Source organism: Rathayibacter sp. AY1E6, from assembly GCF_002931115.1.
Classification (GTDB): domain Bacteria; phylum Actinomycetota; class Actinomycetes; order Actinomycetales; family Microbacteriaceae; genus Rathayibacter.
Map to the genome: position 1 here is coordinate 189,989 of NZ_PSVK01000005.1, position 21,529 is coordinate 211,517.

Below are 21,529 nucleotides of genomic sequence, written 5' to 3' on the forward strand. Positions count from 1 at the left end.
GCCGTCGACCGCGTGCCCGGGGCGCGGGGGATGGGAGAACGCCGGGAGGAGGAATGACCGTGCTCCGCTCGCGGTTGCCGCCCGGAGTGCGCCGCAGGTGCACGTGCCTCCCCCCTCAGGGCAGCCCCTGAGACAGCTCCGTAGAAAGGCGATCCCGTGGATCCGTTCTCCCCCCTCACCGCCGGCGACCTCGACCTCCCCAACCGCATCGTCCTGGCACCGATGACGCGACTGCGCTCCGACGAGCAGGGCGTGCCCGGCGCGATCGTCGCCGAGTACTACGCCCAGCGCGCGAGCATGGGCCTGCTGATCAGCGAGGGCGTCTTCCCCAGCGCCGAGTCCAAGGGCTACGCCGGGCAGCCCGGCATCGAGACCGACGCGCAGGCCGCGGGCTGGCGCGCCGTCGCCGACGCCGTGCACGCCGCGGGCGGACGCATCGTCATGCAGCTGATGAACGCGGGCCGCGTCTCGCACACCGAGATCACCGGCACCGACCGCATCGTCGCCCCGAGCGCCGTCGCCATCGACGGAGAGGTGCACACCCCCGCCGGCAAGAAGCCCTTCCCGGTGCCGCACGCGCTGACCACCGAGGAGCTGGCGACCGTCCGCGACGAGTTCGTCGCCGCCGCCCGCCGCGCGATCGACGCCGGCTTCGACGGAGTCGAGGTGCACGGCGCCAACGGCTACCTGCTGCACGAGTTCCTCTCGCCCGTCTCCAACGTGCGCACCGACCAGTACGGCGGGACCCCGGCCGAGCGCGCCGCGTTCCCGCTCGAGGTCACCCGCGCGATCGTCGACGAGGTCGGAGCGGGCCGCGTCGGCATCCGCCTCTCGCCGGCCCACAACATCCAGGACGTCGTCGAGACCGACGGCGACGACGTGCGCGCCACCTACGAGGCCGTCGTCGACGGGCTCGCCCCGCTCGGCCTGGCCTACCTCAGCGTCCTGCACGCCGAGCCCGCCGGCGAGCTGGTCCAGGACCTCCGCTCGCGCTTCGACGGCGTCTTCATCGCCAACAGCGGCTTCGGCTCGCCGACCAGCCGCGAGGAGGCGACCGAGCTGATCAGCGAGGGCCACGCCGACGCCGTGGCCGTCGGCCGCCCGGCGATCGCCAACCCCGACCTGGTCGAGCGCTGGCAGGGCGGGCACCCCGAGAACGAGGTCGTCCAGGAGACGGTCTACGGCGGAGGAGCCGAGGGCTACACCGACTACGAGCCCCTCTCGGCGTAGTCGCGACTCACGCGGAAGGCCCGCTCCCTCGAGGGGGAGCGGGCCTTCCGCGTACCGGGGGGATCAGCTCTCGCTGCCCCGGCTCTTCAGCTCGGACTCGATGCGGGCGTCCTGCTCGGGCGAGAGCTCGTGGTCCTCGTCCTCCGGGCCGGCCGTCTCGCCGACGCGGCCCTCGCCGAGGGCGTGGATCGAGGTGATCTCGTCCTCGAGCGCGGCGTCGCGGTCGTGCTCGCTCACGAGCCGGTCTCGATCTCCCCGGCGGAGACGGCCTCGGCGTACTTGCGGAGGTCCGGGCCGGGCTCGAAGTCGATGAAGCGGTCCTTGAGGCGCGCGTTCAGCTCCGCGAACACGTCCTCCCAGGGCTCGCCCTTCTTGCTCGTCGCGAGGTCGAGCACCGCCTCGCGGAGGACCCTGTCCGAGTCCTCGAGGATCTTGTCGCGGGCTTCGTCGTTCCAGCGGATGTCCTGTGCGTCCATGCTCCGACCGTAGGCGCGGGGCCGGGGCGCCCCAAGGACTTGCGGGCGGGGGGCGGGAGGCGTAGGAGCCCCCGCCGCTCCGCGCTCAGGAGAGCGCCGGCAGCACCTCGCGCTCGAACAGCTCGATGCCGGACCGGTCGTAGGCGGCGTCCGGGAAGTAGAGGATGCCGTAGTCCATCCCGCGCGACTGCATGCCGGCGAGCCGGTCGACGATCTGCGAGGGAGTGCCGACCGCGAGCGCGTCGGGGCTGCGGTACTCGGCGACGAAGGACGCCGCTCCCTCCGCGCCGAGGTACGGGACCACGCGCTCCTCGAGACGCTGCAGCGCCGCCTCGACCTCCGTCTCCGTCTCGCCGATCACGACGTTGTAGTTCGAGCTCCGGGTGATCGCCGAGAAGTCGGTGCCCAGGCGCTCGCAGTGCCCGCGGAGGACCGAGCTCTTGTGGTCGAACGCCTCCGGGGTCCCGGCGAAGTTCGTGTACTGCGCGTACTGGGCCGCGATCCGCAGCGTGACCTTCTCGCCGCCGCCGGCGACCCACAGCGGGATGCCGCCCTCCTGCAGGGGCAGCGGTCGGTTCTGCGCGCCGTCCACCTGGTAGTAGCGGCCGTCGAGGGTCGCGGACCCGGTCGTCCAGGCCTGCTGCAGGATCTGCACTCCCTCGTCGAGCCGGCCCAGCCGCTCGGCGATCGGCGGGAAGCCGTAGCCGTACGCGCGCCACTCGTGCTCGTACCAGCCGCCGCCGATGCCCATCTCGACCCGCCCGCCCGAGACGATGTCGACGGTCGTCGCGACCTTGGCGAGGTAGGCGGGGTTCCGGTAGCCCATGCAGGTGCACATCTGGCCCAGCCGCACGCGCGACGTGGTGGCGCCGAACGCGCTCATCAGCGACCACGCCTCGTGCGTCGCCTCCTCCGTCACCTGCGGGACGGTGTGGAAGTGGTCGTAGACCCAGATCGACTCCCAGGCGCCGTCGTCGGCGTGCCGGGCGAGGTCGCTCATGGTGCGCCACTGGTCGGCGGCCGGGACGCCGACGAGGTCGTGGCGCCAGCCCTGGGGGATGAAGAGTCCGAATCGCATGCCGCCGACCCTAGGGCGGCCCGCCCCCGAGGTCGAGGGGGTCGCGGTGCTCGCGTACGCTTCCGACCGATGCTGACCTTCACAGAGGATCTCGGACTCCCCGTCCTCGCGCTGATGATCCTCGCCGCCTTCGCGGCCGGCTGGATCGACGCGGTCGTAGGCGGCGGCGGCCTCCTCCAGCTCCCGGCCCTGCTCCTCGTGCCGGGGATCCCGCCCGTGCAGGCGCTCGCCACGAACAAGCTGGCCTCGATCTTCGGCACGACCACCAGCGCGATCACCTACTACCGGCGCGCGAAGCCCGATCTGCGCACCGCGCTGCCGATGGCGGCGGTCGCCCTCGCGGGCAGCTACGGAGGCGCGACGCTCGCCGGCCTCCTCCCGGCCGCCGTGTTCAAGCCGATCATCGTCGTCGCGCTGATCGTGGTCGCCGTCGTGACGATCGCGCGCCCGGCGCTGGGCAGCGTCACGGTGCTCAAGCACGCGGGCCGGCGCCACCTCGTCACGGCGGCCGTGCTGGGACTCCTGATCGGCTTCTACGACGGCCTGATCGGACCGGGCACCGGCACCTTCCTGATCATCGCCCTGATCACCGCGCTGGGCTACGACTTCCTGCTCGCCAGCGCCAAGGCGAAGATCGTCAACGTCGCGACCAACCTCGGCGCCCTGCTCTACTTCGTGCCGGGCGGGCACGTGATCTGGCTGCTGGGCCTCCTGATGGGCGCCGCCAACGTGGCGGGCGCGTACCTCGGCTCGCGGATGGCCGTCGCTCGTGGCAGCCGCTTCATCCGGGTCGCGTTCCTCGTCGTGGTCGGCGCCCTCATCCTCAAGGTCGGCTCCGACGTGTGGACCGAGAACCTGGCGCCGCTGCTGCGCTAGCGCGGGCTGCGGGACCGAGCCGCGGAACGAGGACGGGACCCCCGCCGCAGCAAGGGGTCCCGTCCTCGTTCCGATCGCTCGGCGCTCCGCTCCGTCGACCTCAGCCGAAGGGGATCGAGCCGACCAGCACGCCGACGGCGAGCATGACCAGCGAGACGACGACCGCTCGCCACAGCACCTTGCGGTGGTGGTCGCCGAGGTTCACCGCGGCGAGGGAGACGAGCAGGAGGATCGCCGGGACCAGCGGGCTCTGGAGGTGCACCGGCTGCCCGGTGACGGAGGCGCGCGCCATCTCGACCGGCGAGATGCCGTAGTTCGCCGCGCTCTCGGAGAGCACGGGGAGGATGCCGTAGTAGAACGCGTCGTTCGACATGAAGAAGGTCATCGGGATGCTGAGCACGCCGGTGATCACGGCGAGGAACGGGCCGAGCGCCGGCGGGATCACCGCGACGACCCACTCCGCCATGGCGTCGACCATGCCGGTGCCGTTGAGGACGCCGATCAGCACGCCGGCCGCCAGCACCATCGACACGACGCCCACGATGCTCGGCGCGTGCTTGACGATCTCGGCCGCCTGGTCCTTCATCTTCGGGAAGTTGATCAGCAGGGCGACCGCGGAGCCGACCATGAACACGTAGGGCAGCGGCAGGATGTCGGCGACCAGCAGCGTCATCACCGCGAGGGTCAGGACCAGGTTCACCCAGATCAGCTTCGGGCGCAGCGTCTCGCGCTCGGGGTCGAGCATCGTGTCGGCCATCGCGGTGTCGGCGTCGTCGGCCTGCACGCGGGCGGCGACCGCCACCTGGGCTCCGCGCAGGGCCTGGGGACCGCGGAGGAAGGAGAAGCGCTCCCGGGCGACGGTGCGGATGCCCCCGGTCAGGGCCGCGAGGCCGCCGGTGCGGGCGCCGCCCGAGCGGGAGGAGGAGCCGCGGCCGGCGCCGACGAGCTCCTGCTCGAGCATCGGCTCGGCCAGCGCGAGCGAGCCTAGGCGGCGGCGCTCGCCGAGCCCGAGGAACCAGGCGAAGACGAGAGTGACGGCCAGGCCCACCGCGAGCGACGGGAGCATCGGCACGAAGATCTCGCTCGGCGAGACCTGGAGGGCCGCGGCGGCGCGCACCGTCGGTCCACCCCAGGGGACGATGTTGAGCGTGCCGTTGGCCAGGCCCGCGACGCAGGTCAGCACGACCGGGTTCATCCCCAGGCGCAGGTAGATCGGGAGCATCGCGGCGGTGGTGACGATGAAGGTGGTCGAGCCGTCGCCGTCGAGCGAGACCGCACCCGCGAGCAGCGCCGTGCCGAGCACGACCTTCGCCGGGTCGTCGCCGAGCGCGCGGACGATGAAGCGGATCAGCGGGTCGAAGAGCCCGACGTCGATCATGATCCCGAAGTACATGATCGCGAACATCAGCAGCGCGGCCGTGGGCGCGAGGCTGCCGATCGCCTCGAGGACCATGTCGCCGATGCCGAGGCCGGCGCCCGCGAAGAGGCCGAAGATCGTCGGCACGACGATCAGGGCGACCATCGGCGTCAGCCGCTTGGTCATGATCAGGGCCATGAAGGCCAGGATCATCGTGAAACCGAGTACTACCAACACAGCTGACTCCTTCGTCCAGTGCCTCCGCCCGCGCTCGGCGGGAGAGCCGGCCGGGAGATGGTGGAAACCCTAGGCAGCTCCGCGTCCGGCGCCGGGGTATCGCTCATTACGGCGACATCTGCGCATAGTGTGGCTTCTGCGCATTCTGCGCACGACGACGGCGAGGAGGCCCCGATGCGCTTCGCGACCCACGTCCTGGTCCTGCAGCTCGCCACGGTGTCGGCCGCCGTGCTGGTCTGCGCCGGCCTCGTCACCGCGCTCAGCGTCCAGCAGCTGCGCGGCGAGGCGGAGGGGACGGCGCTCGCCATCGCCCGCACCGTCGCCGAGGACCCCGACGTGCAGGACGCGGTCGCCGCGTCCTCCGCGGTGCCCGGCGCGCCCGCCGCCTCGGAGCTGCGCGGCGGACCGCTCGAGGACGTCGCCGCCGCCGTCGAGCAGCGCACCGGCGCGCTCTTCGTCGTGATCACCGACGACCAGGGCATCCGCCTCGCCCACCCCGACGAGGACCGCCTCGGCGAGCGGGTCTCGACGAGCCCCGACGAGGCGCTCGCCGGGCGCGAGAGCGTCTCGTGGGGCACCGGCACGCTGGGCGAGTCGGCACGGGCCAAGGTCCCGGTCTTCGCCGCGGGGGAGCAGCGGGTCGTCGGCGAGGTCAGCATCGGCTTCGCGCGCTCCAGCGTCTTCACCGACCTGCCGACCGCGCTGCTCGGCGTCCTCGCCGCGGCGCTCGCCGGGCTGGTGCTCGCCGCCGTCGCCTCCGTCTTCATCCGCCGCCGCCTGCTGCGCCTGACGCTCGGCCTCGCCCCGGAGGAGCTCACCTCGCTCGTGCAGGACCAGGCCGCCGTGCTCGACGGGGTCGACGAGGGCGTGCTCGCGCTCGACCGCGACGGGCGCGTCGGCGTCTGCAATGCGCGGGCCGCCGCGATCCTCGGCTCCGACGACCCGACCGGGCGGGCGCTGCACGGGCGGCCGCTCGCGGAGCTCGACCTCCCCGTACCGCTGGCCGACGCGATCGGCGCCGCGCTGCACTCCGTCGAACCGCCCCGCCCCGGAGGCGAGGAGGGCTTCGTCGTCCGCTCCCGCATCGTCTACGTCGACATCCGCCGGGTGACCCGCGGCGACCGCGACCTGGGCGTGGTGGTGGTGCTGCGCGACCGCACCGACCTCGCCGCGCTGAGCCGGCGCCTCGACGCGGTCGGCGCGATGACCAACGCGCTCCGGGTGCAGCGGCACGAGTTCGCCAACCGCCTGCACGTGGTCGCGGGCCTGCTGGATGCGGGGCGGACCGCGTCGGCGCGCGACTACCTCGACGAGGTGCTGACCCGCGGCCCGCTCAAGTACCCGGTGCAGCACGCCGACCGGCTGCAGGAGCCGTACCTCCAGGCGCTCGTCGGGGCGAAGGGGATCGAGGCGGCCGAGCGCGGTGTGCTGCTGACGCTCGGCGAGGAGACGCTGGTGCGCGGCACCGTCGTCGAGCCGGAGGACGTCGCCACGGTGGTCGGGAACCTGGTCGACAACGCGGTGCGCGCGGCGGTCGAGGGGCGGCGCGACGTGCGCTTCGTCGAGGTCGAGCTGCTCGACGACGGCGACGCGCTCTTCGTGACGGTCGCCGACTCCGGCGACGGAGTGCTCGATCCGGACTCGCTGTTCGACCGGGCCGGCGCGGGCGACCCCGTCGAGGACGACGGACGCGTGCACGGTCGGGGCTTCGGCCTGCCGCTGTGCCGTGAGGTGGCCGCCCGCCGCGGCGGCGAGGTCTGGCTGGCGGACGCCGGCGGAGCGGAGTCGGGGGCCGTGCTGTGCGCGCGCCTCCCCGGAGCGGTGCTGCCGCCGGAGCAGGACGGGGACGGGTCATGAGCGCGGACACGGCGCGGGAGCGCACGGTGCTGGTGGTGGACGACGACTTCCGGGTCGCGCAGCTGCACGCGGACCTGGTCGAGGCGCGGCAGGGGCTGACGGCCCTTCCTCCGGTGCACACGGCGCGCGCGGCGCGGGCGGCCGTCGCCGAGCACGCGCCCGATCTGCTGCTGCTCGACGTGCACCTGCCGGATCAGAGCGGGATCGCGCTGCTCCGCGAACTCGACACCGACGCGTTCGTCGTCAGCGCCGCCTCCGACGGGGCGACGGTGCGGCGCGCCCTGCACGCGGGGGCGCTCGGGTACCTCATCAAGCCGTTCGAGGCGCGCCTGCTCGGCGAGCGCCTCGACGCGTACGTGCGGTTCCGGAACGTGCTGCGGGAGGACCGCGCGGCCGATCAGGAGGCGGTGGAGCGGGCGCTGCGCATCCTGCACTCGGGCGACGCGACCGCGGCGCAGCCCTCGCGCTCGGCGACCGAGCAGCTCGTCCTGGCGCGCCTGGCCGAGTCGGGCGCCGAGCTGTCGGCTCTCGAGGTGGCCGAGCGCGCCGGCATCTCGCGCGCCACCGCCCAGCGCTACCTCTCGGGTCTCGCGGGCCGCGGCCTCGTCGAGATGACCCTCAGCTACGGCACCACCGGCCGCCCGGAGCACCGCTACCGCGCCCGCTGACCCTCCGCGAGCGGAGTCCGCGATCGAGCCGGCGGGGCGTTCTCGGCGGTCGGGACCCGCTCTCGGGGACCTGAGCGCCTAGGGGAGCTGACTGCGGAGCACCGGCGTGCGGTGCTCGGTCGAGCCGAACGGGGGATCCGCGTGTCAGCGGATCCTCCTAGGCGGTCGGGACCCGCTCTCGGGAACCCGACCGCCCGTGGGAGCCGACTGCGGCGCGCCGCCCTGCGGCGCACGAGACGGCCCGTCGAACGAGCGATCCGCGTGTCAGCGGATCGTTCTAGGCGGTCGGGACCCGCTCTCGGGAAACCGACCGCCTAGGAGAGCCGACCGCGGTGCGCCGCTCCGCGGCGCACAGGACGACTCAGTGCGTCGCGTCGACGTCCGCGCCCGCGGCCTCGGCCACGCGGCGGCGCTCGGCGGCCTCGGCGGCCATGCGGCGGCCCTTGGGGCTGACGAGGGAGGCGATCACCGTGATCACGAGGACGCCGATGATGACCGAGAGCGACAGTCCGGTGCCGATCTCGAAGACCTCCACGTGCTCGCCGTTGTTGATGAACGGCAGGTTGTTCTCGTGGAGCGCGTGCAGGATCAGCTTCACGCCGATGAAGGCGAGGATCGCGGCGAGGCCGATGCTGAGGTAGACGAGGCGGTCGAGCAGGCCGTCGATGAGGAAGTACAGCTGGCGCAGGCCCAGCAGCGAGAACGCGGTCGCCGTGAAGACGAGGTACACGTCGCTGGTGAGGCCGAAGATCGCCGGCACGCTGTCGAGGGCGAACAGGATGTCCGTTCCGCCGATCGCCGCCATGACGAGGATCATCGGCGTGAGGACCTTCTTGCCGTCGATGTGCGTGTAGAACTTGTCGCCGTCGTACTGGTCGCTCGTCTTGAAGATCCGCTTGGCCAGGCGCACCATCACGTTGTCGCTGGAGTGGTCGTCTCCCGGCTTGACCAGGTTGAACGCGGTCAGCAGCAGGATCAGGCCGAAGATGTAGAAGACCCAGGCGAACGAGTTGATCAGTGCGGCGCCGAGGAAGATGAAGCCGGTGCGGGCGATCAGCGCGAAGACGATGCCGAAGAGGAGCACCTTCTGCTGGTCGGCGCGGGGCACCTTGAAGCTCGCCATGATGATGAGGAAGACGAACAGGTTGTCGACCGAGAGGGCCTTCTCGGTGATGTACCCCGCGAAGTACTCCGATCCGGGCGTCGCTCCGCCGAAGACGAGGACGCCGAGCCCGAAGAGCACGGCGATGCCGACGTAGAGCGCCGACCAGATCGACGACTCCTTCAGCGTGGGCTCGTGGGCCTTCCGGACGTGGAAGAAGAAGTCGAAGAGCAGGAGCAGGACGATGAAGACGATCGTCAGGGTCCAGATCAGGGGCGATACGGTCATGAAGGGGCTGGCCTCGCTCGTGAAGGGGGGTCGGGGGACGGTCGCGGGGGTCGCTCGTCAAGGGAAAAGGTAGCGAGGCACCGTAGCGAGCAGGGCGCCCGCCGATGGATCGTGAGTATCTTCTCAGTTCTCATCGCGTCCCTCGCGCCCAGCGGCCGGAGCGCCACACTGGTCACCATGACCGGCGCCGTTGTCGACAGGACCTTCCAGGACGCCTGCGGCGTCGTCATCCACTACCGCTGGTGGCCGCACCCCTCGCCCCGCGCGATCGTGCAGCTGGCCCACGGGGTCGGCGAGCACTCGGGGCGCTACGTCGAGCTGGCGGAGGCGCTGGTCGCCGCCGGGTACGCGGTCGCGGCGGACGACCACCGCGGGCACGGCCGGACCGGCCTCGAGCAGCACGGCGGCGACTCCTCTCGGCTCGGACTGCTGGGGCCGGGCGGCCTGCGCGCGACCGAGGCGGCGATCCTCCGGCTGACGGAGCTGCTCGCGGAGGAGAGCCCGGGAGTGCCGATCGTGCTGCTCGGCCACTCCTGGGGGTCGCTCATGGCGCAGCGGATCGTCGACCACCACTCCGGCGCCTACGCCGCGCTCGTGCTGAGCGGCACGGCCTACCGCCTCCCGGGGCACATGAACGCGGGCGACCTGGCGAAGCGGCACCGCGTCGCCGGCGGTCTCGGCCTCGAGTGGCTCTCCCGCGACCCGGAGGTCTGGCAGCGGTTCCACGACGACCCCCTCACCTTCACCACGCCGCTCGCGAAGCGGATCGGGCTGGTCGAGACCCTGCGGCTGGTCGGCCGCCCGAAGCGCGGGCCCGAGCATCCACTGCCCCTGCTGCTGGTCGTGGGCGCCGACGACACCCTCGGCGGCGAGCGGTCGGTGCGCGCGCTCGCCCAGGCCTACCGGCGGCGGGCCGGGTACACGGACGTCTCGGTGCGGGTGTACCCGGAGGCGCGGCACGAGCTGTTCCAGGAGCTCAACCGGGCCGAGGTCACGGCCGATCTCGTGGAGTGGCTGGGCGAGCGCTTCCCCGCCCCGGCTCGCGCCTAGGCTGGCGTCATGCATGGCGAGTACAAGGTCCCCGGCGGAAAGCTCGTGGTCGTCGACCTCGACGTGGTCGACGGGAGGTTCGCCGGGTTCCGCCTGGCGGGCGACTTCTTCCTCGAGCCCGACACGGCCCTCGACGACATCGACCGCGCGGTCGTGGGCCTCCCGGCCGAGACGGACGCGAAGTCCATCGCCGCCGCCATCCGGCAGGCGCTCCCGGCCGACGCGGTCCTGCTCGGCTTCACGCCCGAGGCCGTCGCGGTCGCGATCCGCCGCTCGCTGCAGAAGGCGACCAGCTGGCGCGACTACGACTGGCGCATCGTGCACGACCGGGCCGTCCCTCCCGCGACCCACCTGGCGCTCGACGAGGTGCTGACCGCCGCGGTCGGCGAGGGCCGTCGCGAGCCGACGCTGCGGATCTGGGAGTGGGACCAGCCCGCCGTCGTCATCGGCAGCTTCCAGTCGCTCCGCAACGAGGTCGACCTCGACAACGCGGCGAAGTACGGCGTCGACGTGGTCCGCCGCATCTCGGGCGGCGGCGCGATGTTCATGGAGGCGGGCAGCGTCGTCACGTACTCGCTCTACGTCCCCGGCGACCTCGTCCAGGGGCTGACCTTCGCCGACTCCTACGCCTTCCTCGACGAGTGGGCCGTCAGCGCGCTGCAGTCGCTCGGGATCGACGCGGTCTACCAGCCGCTCAACGACATCACCTCGCCCTCGGGCAAGATCGGCGGCGCCGCGCAGAAGCGCCTGGGCTCCGGCGCCGTCCTCCATCACGTGACCATGAGCTACGACATCGACGCCGAGAAGATGGTGCAGGTGCTGCGGATCGGCCGCGAGAAGCTCTCGGACAAGGGCATCGCCTCCGCCGTGAAGCGCGTCGACCCGCTGCGCAGCCAGACCGGGCTCAGCCGCGCCGAGATCATCGAGCGGATGAAGGCGACCTTCGTGCAGATGCACGGCGGCGAGGCGGGGACGCTGACCGAGGAGGAGTACGCGGCGGCGGAGGAGCTGGTGCGGACGAAGTACTCGACTCCGGAGTGGCTGCGGCGCGTCCCCTGACCGGCGGGTCCGGGGCGGCGGTCGCCGGCGCGTGGACCCGGAGCGGAACGCGGCGGACCGGACCGGCGGGAGCCCCTCAGCTCGCGAGGAGCTCGTGGTAGTCCGGGTGATCGGCGATGAACTCGGCAACGAACGGGCAGGCCGGGACGATGCGCCCGCCGAAGCGCTCGTGCGCGTCGTCGAGGGCCGCCTCGACGAGGGTCTCGCCGAGGCCCTCGTGGCGGTGCTCGGGCGCGATCTCGGTGTGGAGGAAGACCACGTCGCGGCCGCGGACGGCGTAGTCCGCGACTCCGACGGTCTCGCCGTCGAGCCAGAGCGTGTAGCGGGACGAGTCCTCGTCGTGGCGCACCTCGGAGATCATCGCGCCACTCTACGCCGGAGCCTCCCCGGCATCCGTCGAGCCCGGGCGCGAGGCGCGGAGCGTGTCGCCGGGCTCGCGCGCACTGGCACAATTGCCGGGTGCCCAGGACGATCCAGATCGCGGACGGCGTCCCGGAGTCGCGGAGCGCGGTGTTCCACGCCGACAACCTCGAGGTCCTGCCGCAGCTGGCCGACGGGGCCTTCACCGTCGTCTACCTCGACCCGCCGTTCAACACGGGCCGGGCGCAGGTGCGCACCTCGACCACCTCGGTGCGCTCCACCACAGGCACGATCGCCGGCTTCAAGGGGCGCAGCTACGAGCGGATCCGCGGCGACCTGCTCCGCTACGACGACCGCTTCGACGACTACTGGTCGTTCCTCGAGCCGCGTCTGGCCGAGGCGTGGCGGCTCCTCGCCGACGACGGCACCCTCTACCTCCACCTCGACTACCGCGAGGCGCACTACGCGAAGGTGCTGCTCGACGCGCTCTTCGGCCGCGAGTGCTTCCTCAACGAGATCATCTGGGCCTACGACTACGGAGCGAAGGCCACGCGCCGCTGGCCGACCAAGCACGACACGATCCTCGTCTACGTGAAGGACCCGCGCGGCTACCACTTCGACTCCGCCGCCGTGGACCGCGAGCCGTACATGGCCCCGGGCCTCGTGACCCCCGAGAAGGCCGAGCGCGGCAAGCGGCCGACCGACGTGTGGTGGCACACGATCGTCTCGCCGACCGGCCGCGAGAAGACCGGGTACCCGACGCAGAAGCCGGAGGGGATCCTCCGCCGCATCGTGCAGGCGTCCAGCCGCGAGGGCGACGCCGTCCTCGACTTCTTCGCCGGCTCCGGCACGACCGGCGCCGTCGCGCACGCTCTCGGCCGCCGCTTCGTCCTCGTCGACGAGCACGCCGACGCGGTCGCCGTCATGCGCCGCCGCTTCGCCGCCCTCGACCCGGCGCCGCTCTTCCTCTGACGCGGGCCCTCTCGACTCCTCAGACGTCGCCGTCCTCGCTCGCCACCCCCGCGACTCCTGCGCACCGGCCGGCTCCCACTGTCCAGAAGGTGTCGCACTCGACATCGATCGCTCCGACTGTCCAGGAGTTGTCGCACTCGACGCCGACTGCGACAACTCCTGGACAGTCGTGGTGGGAGGCGCGCCTCCCCAGGTGCGGGATCAGGGGTTCGTCCACAGAATGCGGATCGCGGGAGTCGGACGAGGATCACGGACCGCCAGAATCGCGGCATGTCCAGCACCGACCTCGGAGCCTTCACCCGGCGAGCGGCACTCCGCGCCGGGATGACGGACGCCCGGCTGCGCACTCCCGCCCTGGCCAGCCCCTTCCACGGAGTGCGCACCCGGGTGGCGCCCGTCACGCACCTGGAACGAGCCGCCGCCTATCTGCCGCGGCTGCGGCCCTGGCAGCTCTTCTCCCACCTGACCGCGGCCGAAGCCTGGGGAGTGCCGCTCCCGGCGCGACCCGGCGAGGACGATCCGATCCACGTGGCGGCGACGATGCCGCACCGGCCCCCCAGGACCCGGGGTGTGATCGGCCACACCCTCACGGAGACGGACAGGGTCGAGCGGCACGGCCTGCCGGTGACAGGAGCGGTGTCGACGTGGATCGCGCTCGCGCCACTGCTGTCCGCCCGCGATCTCCTCGCGGCGACGGACCACCTCCTGTTCGAGCCGCGCTACCCGCGCCGGGACGATCCGCGTCCCCATGTCCGGCTTCACGAGCTGCAGGACCGCCTGGCCTCCCATCGGGGCCGGGGCCGACGCGGCCTGGCTGAGGCTCTGCGGCTGGCATCGACCGGAGCCGCCTCGCGGAGGGAGACCTGGCTCCGCGCTCTCGTCGAGGAGGCGGGACTGCCCGCGCCCGACGTGAACGCCGAGATCAGGATCGGCGGCCGACTGCTCGCGGTCGGCGATCTGGTCTTCGAACGGTGGAAGGTGGTGGCGGAGTACGACGGCGGCCAGCACCGGACGGACGACGCGCAGTTCTCACGCGATCGTGAACGGCTCCTGGCCCTGCACCTCGCGGGCTGGATCGTCGTGGTCGTCCGCGCGGAGGGTCTGACCCGGGGCAGGGCGCGCACGATCGCCGAGCTCCGTGCCGCTCTCGTGGCCCACGGCTGGCGACCGTGACGCACCCCGTCGACGGATCGACCCGCTCGTCCATCCCCGCCCCGCCGCCCGCGTCCGCCCCACCGTCCGGATCCGCCCGCCGGTCCGCATCCGATCGAGCACGCGGAGCCCTCCGACTACGCAGGAGTAGTCGCACTCGGCGTCGACTGCGACGACTCCTGGACAGTCGCGGGCCGGAGTCAGCTGCTGGCGCGGACGACCAGCGACGTCGGCATCAGCGTGCGGTGCTCCACGGGGAGCCCCTCGATGCGGGCGGTCAGCAGCTCCACCATGCGGGCGCCGAGCTCGTCGGGGAGCTGGCGAACGGTGGTCAGCGCGGGGACGGCGTTCCGCGCGAAGAGATCGTCGTCGAAGCCCACGACGGACACGTCCTCGGGGATCCGGCGGCCGGCCTCGCGGAGGGCGGCGTAGGCGCCGACCGCCATCTGGTCGTTCGCGGCGAAGACGCCGTCCAGGTCGGGGTCGCGGGCGAGGAGGCGGCGCATCGCCTCGGTCCCGCTGGCCGGCGAGAAGTCTCCCCACTCGACGAGGTCGTCGGCGAGGCCGGCGTCGGTGAGCGCGCCGCGCCAGCCGATCAGGCGGTCGACGCCCGGCGGCATGTCGGCGGGGCCCGCGATGGTGGCGATCCGGCGCCGGCCGCGTTCGATGAGGTGCGCGGTGGCGACGGCCGCCCCCTCCGTGTTGTCCACGTCCACGAAGTAGGAGCCGCGCTCGTCCGGCGAGAGCGGCCGGCCGCCGAAGACGATCGGCAGCGTGCCCGAGAGCGCCGCGTAGGAGTGGTCGCCTGAGTGGTGCGAGACCACGAGCGCACCGTCGACGTTGCCGCCGAGCAGGTACCGCCGCGTCTTCTCGCCGTCCGTCTCGGACGCGATCAGCATCGAGAGCGTGTAGTCCGTGTCGGCCAGGCGCATCGCGGCGCCCTGCACGATCGAGGCGAAGAACGGGTCCGCGAAGACGCGCGCGGTCGACTCCGGCACGATCAGCGCGATCGACTGCGTGCGCCGCGAGGCGAGCATCCGCGCCGCGTGGTTGGGCACGTAGTCGAGCTCGCCGATCGCCTTCTCGACGGCGGCCACGATCTCGGCCGCCACCTGCGGGGCGCCGTTGACCACCCGCGAGACCGTCGCGCGCGAGACTCCGGCCCGCGCCGCGACCATCTCGAGGGTGGGGGAGCGGCCCCCGCCGCGGACGCCCGTCGGCTCGCTCACGGGTCAGTCCAGGATCGCCGCGGCGCTGCCGCCGAGCAGTCGGGAGTAGACCAGGCCCGAGTCCTTCACGATCCGCTCCTGCGTGTCGTAGTCGACGCGCACGATGCCGAAGCGCTTCTCGTAGCCCCAGGCCCACTCGTAGTTGTCGAGGAGGGACCAGACGAAGTAGCCGCGGACGTCGGCGCCCTGGTCGATCGCGTCGGCGACCTTCTCGACGTGGTCGAGCACGTACTGCGTGCGGTCCGCGTCGTGCACGCGGCCGTCCTCGACGACGTCGTCGTAGGCGGCGCCGTTCTCGGTCACGTAGAGCGGAGGGAGGTTCTCGTACTCCAGGCCCAGGCGGGTCAGCAGGTAGCGCAGCCCGTCGGGGTTCACCTCCCAGTCCATCGCGGTGCGCGGCAGACCGCGCGACGGGAAGGTGATGAACTCGGAGCCGACCCAGGGGGAGCCGACCTCGCGGTCGGTCGCCTGGGCGAAGTCGTCGGCTCCGGCCGGCAGCGGATGCGCCGAGACGTTGTCGTCGTGGTAGTGGTTCACGCCGAGGAAGTCGAGCGGGAGCGAGATGAGATCGAGGTCGCCGTCGACGATCAGCTCGTCGAGCCCGAGCCCTTCGACGTCCTCGAGCAGGTCCTCGGGGTACTCGCCGCGCAGCAGCGGGTCGAGGAAGATCCGGTTCTGGAGCGCGTCGAAGCGGCGTGCGGCGTCGAGGTCGGCCTCGTCCTCGGGGTCGTCGGGGACGGCGTTCGAGAGGTTGAGCGTGATGCCCAGGTTCTGCGCTCCGAGCTGCCGGAGCGTCGAGACGGCCAGCCCGTGGGCGAGGTGCGTGTGGTGCACGGCGGCGAGGGCCTTCTGCTGCGAGATCACGCCGGGGGCGTGCACGCCCGCGCCGTAGGAGAGCAGGGTCGAGCAGAACGGCTCGTTGAACGTCGTCCAGTGCTGCACCCGGTCGCCGAGGCTCTCGTAGACGGCCTCGGCGTAGTCCCGGAAGCGCTCGGCGGTGTCGCGGTTCGCCCAGCCGCCGGTCTCCTCGACGGCCTGCGGGAGGTCCCAGTGGTAGAGGGTGAGCCACGGCAGCACGCCGGCGCCGAGCAGCTCGTCGACCAGGCGGGAGTAGAAGTCGAGGCCCTCGGGGTTCACCGCGCGGTCGCCCGGCTTGACGCGCGCCCAGCTGACCGAGAAGCGGTAGGAGCCGAGCCCCAGCTCCTTCATCAGCCGCGAGTCCGCGGGCATCCGGTGGTAGTGGTCCACCGCGACCTCGGGGGTGTCGCCCTTCGCGACCGCTCCGGGGACGCGGGAGAACGCGTCCCAGATGCTGTCCTCCTTGCCGCCCTCGTGGCCGGCGCCCTCGATCTGGGCGGCGGCGGTCGCGGATCCCCAGAGGAAGCCGGCGGGCCAGTCGCGGACGGCGAGCCGATCGACGCGGGCGATCTGCTCCGAGAGGCTCGGGGTCGCGGGGGAGGGGGTGGGGGCGGCGCTCATTGCGGACTCCTTCGGCAGCGGTCCGACCATCCTAGAGCCCCGGTGGAGCGCTCTCTCGCCCCGGAACGCGGGACATCGCACCCCGGACGACCGTGCGGCGCCGCCTCCCCGGCCGGACACCGCGGTGAGGGCGGTGTCCGGACGGCGGAGGCGGCGCCTCGGAGGGGAGGAGCGGAGCGCAGGACGCGGTCCGTCGGCGCTTCCCGATCAGGCTCGGTGGGCGCCGTGCCCGTCGCGCGGAGGAGCGGTGCGGATCGAGTCCGTCCGGACGTCCGGCTCGATGCTGCCCGCGGCCAGGTCGGCCCCGGCGCGCGCGGCCAGCTGCGGGTCCGTGCGGCGCAGCTCCTCCGCGCTGTCCTCGGCCGCGAGGTCGTGCGCCTCCTGCATGGCCGACTTCGCGCGCAGCGGCGGGGTCTTGAGGAACCACGAGAGCACGAAGGCCAGCAGGACCACGCCCAGCGCGACCTGGAACACGGTCACGGTCGCGTCGTTGAACCCGGTCAGGAACGGGGCCGACAGGGCGCGGTCCGCGGTGTTCAGGAACGAGGTGTCCCCGTCGAGCGCGGAGCCGATCGCGGCGGTGTCCTGCGACTGCAGCAGCTTCAGGATCCCGGCGTTGGCCGGGTCCGCGGCGACGGCGGGGTCGGTGGCGGCCCGCTGCAGATCCGCCGCGAGCGCCGGGTTCTTGAAGGCCGCGGCGATGGTGTCGGGGATGCGGCTGAAGAGCACCGAGAAGATCACGGCGGTGCCCAGGGTGCCGCCGATCTGGCGGAAGAACGTGGAGGCGCTGGTAGCGACTCCCATGTTCGCCACGTCGACCGAGTTCTGCGAGGCCAGGGTGAGGGTCTGCATCATCTGCCCGAGCCCGAGGCCCAGCATCAGCATCCCGCCCATCATGAAGATCACCGGCTTGTCGATCGTCACGAAGGTGAAGTAGAAGAACGCGGCCGACATCAGGAAGGTGCCGACGATCGGGAAGGCGCGGTAGCGGCCCGTGCGCGAGATAATCTGACCCGAGACGATCGAGGCGATCATCAGGCCGAGGATCATCGGCAGCATCAGGAAGCCGGACTCGGTCGGCGTGGCGCCGTTCACCAGCTGCAGGTACAGCGGGATCGCCATCATGCCGCCGAACATGCCGAAGCCGACGAGGACGCCCAGCACGGTCGCCATCGAGAAGGTCGGCGAGCGGAAGAGCTTGAGGGGGATGAGCGCGTCGTCGCCCATCATCCGCTCGGCCGCGATGAAGCCGATGACGCCCAGCGCGCCGACGATGTAGCAGACCCACGCGATCGGCGAGCCCCAGCCCCACTCGCGGCCCTGCTCGGCGATCAGCAGCAGCGGTCCCGCGGCGATGACGACGAGGGAGGCGCCCCACCAGTCGATCCGCACCGAGCGCTTGCCGGCGGGCTTGGGCAGGTGGAGGAACCGCACGACGATGAAGAGCGCGACGGCGCCGATCGGGAGGTTGATCAGGAAGACCCAGCGCCAGCCGGTGATGAAGAGGATCTCGGGGGTGCCGGCGAGCAGGCCGCCGATGAGCGGTCCGACGACGCTGGAGATCCCGAAGACGGCCAGGAAGTAGCCCTGGTACTTGGCGCGCTCGCGCGGGGGCAGGATGTCGCCCATCACCGTGAGCGCGAGCGACATGAGCCCGCCGGCGCCGAGGCCCTGCACGGCGCGGAAGCCCGCGAGGCCGAGCATCGAGGTCGAGAAGCCGGCGAGCGTCGAGCCGATCAGGAACAGCACGATCGCGATCAGGTAGAGCGGGCGGCGTCCGAAGATGTCGGAGAGCTTGCCGTAGATCGGCGTCGCGATCGTCGAGACGATCAGGTAGGCGGTGGTCACCCACGCCTGCTGCGAGAGGCCGTCGAGGTCGTCCGCGATGGTGCGCATCGAGGTGCCGACGATGGTCTGGTCGAGCGAGGAGAGGAACATCCCCGCCATCAGGCCGAAGATGACGAACAGGATCTGCCGGTGCGACATCACGGCGCCGGACGGCGTCGAGGTCGGAGCGGATGAAGCGGAGGCGGAGTCGGCCACGGTGGTCCCCTTGTCTGGCGGACGCGTCCAGGCACGGCGATCCGCCGCAAACGTTGCGTGCTGCGCAAAGTTACACCTCGTGCGGAGAGCGCGACAGAGCGTCCGGCGAGCCTGAACGGGATCTCAGGGCCGCCGTGCCGGGGCCGTGCGTCAGGCCGGAGCGGGGACCGCCTCGTCCGCCCAGCCGGCCTCACGGAGCGCTGCGCGGGCCTCGGCTCGGGCCGAGTACGGCGTGCGCACGCCGAGGATGTCGCGGTAGTTCTGGTGCCCGGGGCCGGCCCAGAGGATGGCGTCGCCCTCGTGCGCCAGGGACACGGCGACGCGGATGGCGCGCTTGGGGTCGTCGACCTCGTGGATCTCGGCGTCCGGACGTGCGACGCGGGCGGCCTCGACGAGGGTGCGCCGGATCGAGGCCGGGTCCTCGAAGCGCGGGTGGTGGTCGGTGACGACCAGCACGTCGCTGCCCAGGACGGCGGCTTCGGCCATCGCCGGGCGCTTGAGCGCGTCCCGGTCGCCGTCGGCGCCGAACACCATGACCACGCGGCCGGGAGTGACCTCGCGGACGGCCTCCAGGGTGCGGGCGAAGGCGTCGGCGCTGTGTCCGAAGTCGACGTACACCGTGGGGCCGCGGTCGCCGGAGACGCGCTCGGTGCGGCCGGGGAGGGAGGCGTCCACTCCGCCGTCGCGGTGCAGCGCGGCGCGGATCTCGCCGATCGGCCGACCGGACTCGATCAGCATCACGATCGCCAGTCCGGCGTTGGCGGCCATGTGGGTGCCGATGATCGGGACGGAGGTCGTGATGGCACGGCCCTCGCGGTTGCCGATCCGGAAGCGGGTGCGGCCGAACTCCTGCTCGAGCACCGTCACGGTCCAGTCGGCGTCGACGCCCGGGAGGGAGGTGATCGTGGTGACCGGCACGCCGGCGACCTCGACGAGGCGCGCGCCCGCGGGGGAGTCGAGCGAGACGACGGCCCGGCGCGAGCGATCGGGCTGGAACAGCTGGGCCTTCTCGCCGAAGTAGGTGTCCATGTCGCCGTAGTCGTCGAGGTGGTCGTGGCTGAGGTTCGTGAAGCCGGCGACGTCGAAGACCACGCCGTCGACGCGGTGGCGGGTGAGCGCCTGGGCGCTGACCTCGATCGCGGCCGCGCCGACGCCCTCCTCCTCCATGCGGGCGACGAGCGCGTGCAGCTCCGTCGCCTCCGGGGTGGTCAGGCCGCTGGTCACCGAGGTGTCGCCGATGTGGCGCTCCGCGGTCGAGCTGAGGCCGGGCACGACGCCGAGCTGGCGGAGGATCCCCTCGAGCATGTGGACGGTCGACGTCTTGCCGTTGGTGCCGGTCACGCCGAGCAGCACGGGGGAGCGCTCGGCCGTCCCGTAGACGGCGGCGGCGACGGCGCCCAGGCGGGAGCGGGGGTCGTCGACCACGAGGACGGGCAGACCGGTCGCGCGCGCGGCGTCGGCGCCCGCGGTGTCGGTCAGCACGGCGGAGGCGCCGCGGGCCACGGCCTGCTCGACGAACTCGGCCCCGTGGCGGTTGACCCCGGGCAGGGCGACGAAGAGGTCGCCGGGCTCGACGTCGGAGGCGATCAGCGTCACTCCGCTGATCTCGGCCGTCAGGCCGCCCTCGTCGCCGATCTCGAGCGTCCGAGCGAGGGCGGCGAGAGGGACGGAGGGTGCGGTGAGGGGTCGGAGCATGGGGTCCTTCCATCGACGGCTCCGTGGGGGGCCGTGCGGCCGAGGGGGCGGTCGCACACGGAGTCGTGGCTGTCACTCAAGCTAGGGGGTCTGCTTATGTGAATCCTTAGAGGATATGCGCGACCCGCGTGGAGGGGCACGGGTGGACAGAACCGATCGCCGGTGCTTCAGCAGATGCGCAGGAACGGGTCTGTCTAGGCTCGGAGGATGACGTCGAACGAGAACGAGCCGACCGATGGGCGCCCCGTCCGCCGCCGAGCCCTGGTCATCGGGGGTGTGGCCGCCGCGGCGGGCCTGACCGCGCTGGGGGTCGGAGCCGCCATCGGGAACGGAGCGCCGGCGCCCTCGCCGACCCCCTCGACGGCGCCGCCCGCTCCGTCGCCCTCCGCCGCCGCGACCACTTCGGCGCCCACAGCGGAGCCGACCGCCACTCCGACTCCCACACCCACTCCCACCGCCTCCGGGATCGACCTCACCGCGCAGTCCGTCGACGACCCGGCGAGCACCTGGGTCGTCGTCAACAAGCTGCGGACGCTCGCGCCGGTCGACTACGTCCCCGCCGACCTGACCTTCCCCGACGTGCCCTACGTCAACCGGCAGCCGATGCGCCAGGCGACCGCGGACGCCCTCGTCCCGCTCTTCGCCGCCGCCCGCTCCGAGGCCGGCCTCTCGCTGGCGGTGCAGAGCGCCTACCGCTCCTACGACACCCAGGTCAGCGTCTACGCGGGCTGGGTGTCCTCGCGCGGGCAGGCGGGAGCGGATGCGACGAGTGCGCGCCCGGGGCACAGTGAGCACCAGACCGGCTGGGCGGTCGACGTGGTGGGAGCGTCGGGCGCGTGCGCGCTCGAGATCTGCTGGGGCGACACTCCGGAGGGGCAGTGGGTCGGCGCCAACGCCCATCGCTTCGGCTTCCTCGTGCGCTACAAGCCCGACGCCACTCCGATCACGGGGTACGAGTCGGAGCCGTACCACCTGCGGTACGTCGGGACCCAGCTCTCCGGGTACCTGCACGACTCCGGCATCGAGACGCTCGAGCGCGCCTTCGGCCTTCCGGATGCGCCCGATTACGCACCGGGGACCACTTCCTAGGCGGTCTAGCGATCACAGACGGACACGATCGGGCGTGACACGCGCCGCTCGTTACCGTACTGTTATTCGGAGCGCTTTCGGAGGCTCGTCTGACGGATCTCCCACCCCCGCCTGGTGACATAGCCGCTTCCCCTGCTCCCGAGCCCGGTCCCCCGCCGAGCCGCCTGGCCTCGCAGCTCGACTACCTCTCCACCTACTGGGCCGAGTTGTAGTCGTTCCAGTAGGTGGAGAG

The 21,529-nt window shown here is 72.4% G+C and carries 19 protein-coding genes; 9 read left to right on the top strand and 10 right to left on the bottom strand.

What is annotated here, in order from left to right; genetic code table 11:
- Positions 1–156: 156 nt before the first annotated feature.
- Positions 157–1,230, top strand: coding sequence for an alkene reductase (locus C5C46_RS07305; protein ID WP_104226205.1), 1,074 nt, complete (start codon positions 157–159; stop codon positions 1,228–1,230).
- Between the two features lie 63 nt (positions 1,231–1,293).
- On the opposite strand, the gene C5C46_RS16830 is transcribed toward C5C46_RS07305, so the two are convergent.
- The 3 genes from C5C46_RS16830 to C5C46_RS07315 all read right to left on the bottom strand — a co-directional run bounded on the left by C5C46_RS16830 (position 1,294) and on the right by C5C46_RS07315 (position 2,784).
- Positions 1,294–1,467: a hypothetical protein gene (locus C5C46_RS16830; RefSeq protein WP_160035225.1), complete on the bottom strand. Its 174-nt coding sequence runs from the start codon at positions 1,465–1,467 to the stop codon at positions 1,294–1,296.
- The gene (locus C5C46_RS07310; protein WP_068251275.1) at positions 1,464–1,706 is read right to left on the bottom strand and encodes a hypothetical protein; all 243 of its coding nucleotides are present in this window, start codon (positions 1,704–1,706) and stop codon (positions 1,464–1,466) included. The genes C5C46_RS16830 and C5C46_RS07310 overlap by 4 nt, the downstream gene beginning before the upstream one ends.
- A gap of 85 nt (positions 1,707–1,791) precedes the next feature.
- Complete coding sequence (locus C5C46_RS07315; protein ID WP_104226206.1) at positions 1,792–2,784, bottom strand: LLM class F420-dependent oxidoreductase; 993 nt, start codon at positions 2,782–2,784, stop codon at positions 1,792–1,794.
- Positions 2,785–2,853: 69 nt separating this feature from the next.
- Here C5C46_RS07315 and C5C46_RS07320 point away from each other — a divergent pair, with 69 nt between their 5' ends.
- Entirely contained in the window at positions 2,854–3,660 is an 807-nt protein-coding gene (locus C5C46_RS07320; RefSeq protein WP_104226207.1) for a TSUP family transporter, read from the top strand.
- Positions 3,661–3,760: 100 nt separating this feature from the next.
- Here C5C46_RS07320 and C5C46_RS07325 read toward each other — a convergent pair whose 3' ends face one another.
- Positions 3,761–5,230 (bottom strand): CitMHS family transporter, encoded by a 1,470-nt coding sequence (locus C5C46_RS07325; protein WP_104226208.1) that lies wholly within the window; start codon positions 5,228–5,230, stop codon positions 3,761–3,763.
- Between the two features lie 198 nt (positions 5,231–5,428).
- On the opposite strand from C5C46_RS07325, the gene C5C46_RS07330 reads away from it, so the two are divergent.
- Entirely contained in the window at positions 5,429–7,111 is a 1,683-nt protein-coding gene (locus C5C46_RS07330) for a sensor histidine kinase (protein WP_104223864.1), read from the top strand.
- Positions 7,108–7,779 carry a response regulator gene (locus C5C46_RS07335; RefSeq protein WP_104223865.1) on the top strand — a complete coding sequence of 224 codons (672 nt, stop codon included), beginning with the start codon at positions 7,108–7,110 and terminating at the stop codon, positions 7,777–7,779. The genes C5C46_RS07330 and C5C46_RS07335 overlap by 4 nt, the downstream gene beginning before the upstream one ends.
- 361 nt (positions 7,780–8,140) lie before the next feature.
- On the opposite strand, the gene C5C46_RS07340 is transcribed toward C5C46_RS07335, so the two are convergent.
- The gene (locus C5C46_RS07340; RefSeq protein ID WP_104223866.1) at positions 8,141–9,169 is read right to left on the bottom strand and encodes a TerC family protein; all 1,029 of its coding nucleotides are present in this window, start codon (positions 9,167–9,169) and stop codon (positions 8,141–8,143) included.
- A gap of 177 nt (positions 9,170–9,346) precedes the next feature.
- Between C5C46_RS07340 and C5C46_RS07345 the strand changes: the two genes are divergently transcribed.
- Positions 9,347–10,219: an alpha/beta fold hydrolase gene (locus tag C5C46_RS07345; RefSeq protein ID WP_104226209.1), complete on the top strand. Its 873-nt coding sequence runs from the start codon at positions 9,347–9,349 to the stop codon at positions 10,217–10,219.
- A gap of 9 nt (positions 10,220–10,228) precedes the next feature.
- Entirely contained in the window at positions 10,229–11,278 is a 1,050-nt protein-coding gene (locus C5C46_RS07350) for a biotin/lipoate A/B protein ligase family protein (RefSeq protein WP_104226210.1), read from the top strand.
- 76 nt (positions 11,279–11,354) lie between these two features.
- Here the strand turns inward: C5C46_RS07350 and C5C46_RS07355 are convergent, their stop codons facing one another.
- A complete protein-coding gene (locus C5C46_RS07355; protein WP_104226211.1) occupies positions 11,355–11,639 on the bottom strand; it encodes a GNAT family N-acetyltransferase in 285 nt (94 codons plus the stop codon).
- Between the two features lie 98 nt (positions 11,640–11,737).
- Here C5C46_RS07355 and C5C46_RS07360 point away from each other — a divergent pair, with 98 nt between their 5' ends.
- Both C5C46_RS07360 and C5C46_RS07365 read left to right on the top strand, forming a co-directional pair.
- On the top strand, positions 11,738–12,610 hold the full coding sequence (locus C5C46_RS07360) for a site-specific DNA-methyltransferase (protein WP_104225160.1): 873 nt from the start codon (positions 11,738–11,740) through the stop codon (positions 12,608–12,610).
- A 270-nt stretch (positions 12,611–12,880) separates the two neighbouring features.
- Positions 12,881–13,783: a hypothetical protein gene (locus tag C5C46_RS07365; RefSeq protein ID WP_104226212.1), complete on the top strand. Its 903-nt coding sequence runs from the start codon at positions 12,881–12,883 to the stop codon at positions 13,781–13,783.
- Between the two features lie 179 nt (positions 13,784–13,962).
- Here the strand turns inward: C5C46_RS07365 and C5C46_RS07370 are convergent, their stop codons facing one another.
- The 4 genes from C5C46_RS07370 to C5C46_RS07385 form a co-directional block, all read right to left on the bottom strand.
- Entirely contained in the window at positions 13,963–14,940 is a 978-nt protein-coding gene (locus tag C5C46_RS07370) for a LacI family DNA-binding transcriptional regulator (protein ID WP_104225165.1), read from the bottom strand.
- Between the two features lie 54 nt (positions 14,941–14,994).
- Entirely contained in the window at positions 14,995–16,470 is a 1,476-nt protein-coding gene (locus tag C5C46_RS07375) for a GH1 family beta-glucosidase (RefSeq protein ID WP_104226213.1), read from the bottom strand.
- A 207-nt stretch (positions 16,471–16,677) separates the two neighbouring features.
- Positions 16,678–18,456, bottom strand: a complete 1,779-nt coding sequence (locus C5C46_RS07380; protein WP_104226227.1) for an MDR family MFS transporter — start codon at positions 18,454–18,456, stop codon at positions 16,678–16,680.
- Positions 18,457–18,663: 207 nt separating this feature from the next.
- Complete coding sequence (locus C5C46_RS07385; RefSeq protein ID WP_104226214.1) at positions 18,664–20,208, bottom strand: Mur ligase family protein; 1,545 nt, start codon at positions 20,206–20,208, stop codon at positions 18,664–18,666.
- A gap of 207 nt (positions 20,209–20,415) precedes the next feature.
- Here C5C46_RS07385 and C5C46_RS07390 point away from each other — a divergent pair, with 207 nt between their 5' ends.
- Entirely contained in the window at positions 20,416–21,297 is an 882-nt protein-coding gene (locus tag C5C46_RS07390) for a D-alanyl-D-alanine carboxypeptidase family protein (protein WP_104226215.1), read from the top strand.
- Positions 21,298–21,529 lie beyond the last annotated feature (232 nt).

What these genes read in the sequence shown, in the direction of transcription:
- C5C46_RS07380 (WP_104226227.1), bottom strand. Translation starts at nt 18,456, where the DNA reads ATGTCGCACCGGCAGATCCTGTTCGTCATCTTCGGCCTGATGGCGGGG.
- C5C46_RS07310 (WP_068251275.1), bottom strand. Translation starts at nt 1,706, where the DNA reads ATGGACGCACAGGACATCCGCTGGAACGACGAAGCCCGCGACAAGATC.
- C5C46_RS07345 (WP_104226209.1), top strand. Translation starts at nt 9,347, where the DNA reads ATGACCGGCGCCGTTGTCGACAGGACCTTCCAGGACGCCTGCGGCGTC.
- C5C46_RS07375 (WP_104226213.1), bottom strand. Translation starts at nt 16,470, where the DNA reads ATGAGCGCCGCCCCCACCCCCTCCCCCGCGACCCCGAGCCTCTCGGAG.
- C5C46_RS07315 (WP_104226206.1), bottom strand. Translation starts at nt 2,784, where the DNA reads ATGCGATTCGGACTCTTCATCCCCCAGGGCTGGCGCCACGACCTCGTC.
- C5C46_RS07335 (WP_104223865.1), top strand. Translation starts at nt 7,108, where the DNA reads ATGAGCGCGGACACGGCGCGGGAGCGCACGGTGCTGGTGGTGGACGAC.
- C5C46_RS07350 (WP_104226210.1), top strand. Translation starts at nt 10,229, where the DNA reads ATGCATGGCGAGTACAAGGTCCCCGGCGGAAAGCTCGTGGTCGTCGAC.
- C5C46_RS07325 (WP_104226208.1), bottom strand. Translation starts at nt 5,230, where the DNA reads ATGATCCTGGCCTTCATGGCCCTGATCATGACCAAGCGGCTGACGCCG.
- C5C46_RS07320 (WP_104226207.1), top strand. Translation starts at nt 2,854, where the DNA reads ATGCTGACCTTCACAGAGGATCTCGGACTCCCCGTCCTCGCGCTGATG.
- C5C46_RS07340 (WP_104223866.1), bottom strand. Translation starts at nt 9,169, where the DNA reads ATGACCGTATCGCCCCTGATCTGGACCCTGACGATCGTCTTCATCGTC.
- C5C46_RS07390 (WP_104226215.1), top strand. Translation starts at nt 20,416, where the DNA reads ATGACGTCGAACGAGAACGAGCCGACCGATGGGCGCCCCGTCCGCCGC.
- C5C46_RS07365 (WP_104226212.1), top strand. Translation starts at nt 12,881, where the DNA reads ATGTCCAGCACCGACCTCGGAGCCTTCACCCGGCGAGCGGCACTCCGC.
- C5C46_RS07355 (WP_104226211.1), bottom strand. Translation starts at nt 11,639, where the DNA reads ATGATCTCCGAGGTGCGCCACGACGAGGACTCGTCCCGCTACACGCTC.
- C5C46_RS07385 (WP_104226214.1), bottom strand. Translation starts at nt 20,208, where the DNA reads ATGCTCCGACCCCTCACCGCACCCTCCGTCCCTCTCGCCGCCCTCGCT.
- C5C46_RS07330 (WP_104223864.1), top strand. Translation starts at nt 5,429, where the DNA reads ATGCGCTTCGCGACCCACGTCCTGGTCCTGCAGCTCGCCACGGTGTCG.
- C5C46_RS07370 (WP_104225165.1), bottom strand. Translation starts at nt 14,940, where the DNA reads ATGGTCGCGGCGCGGGCCGGAGTCTCGCGCGCGACGGTCTCGCGGGTG.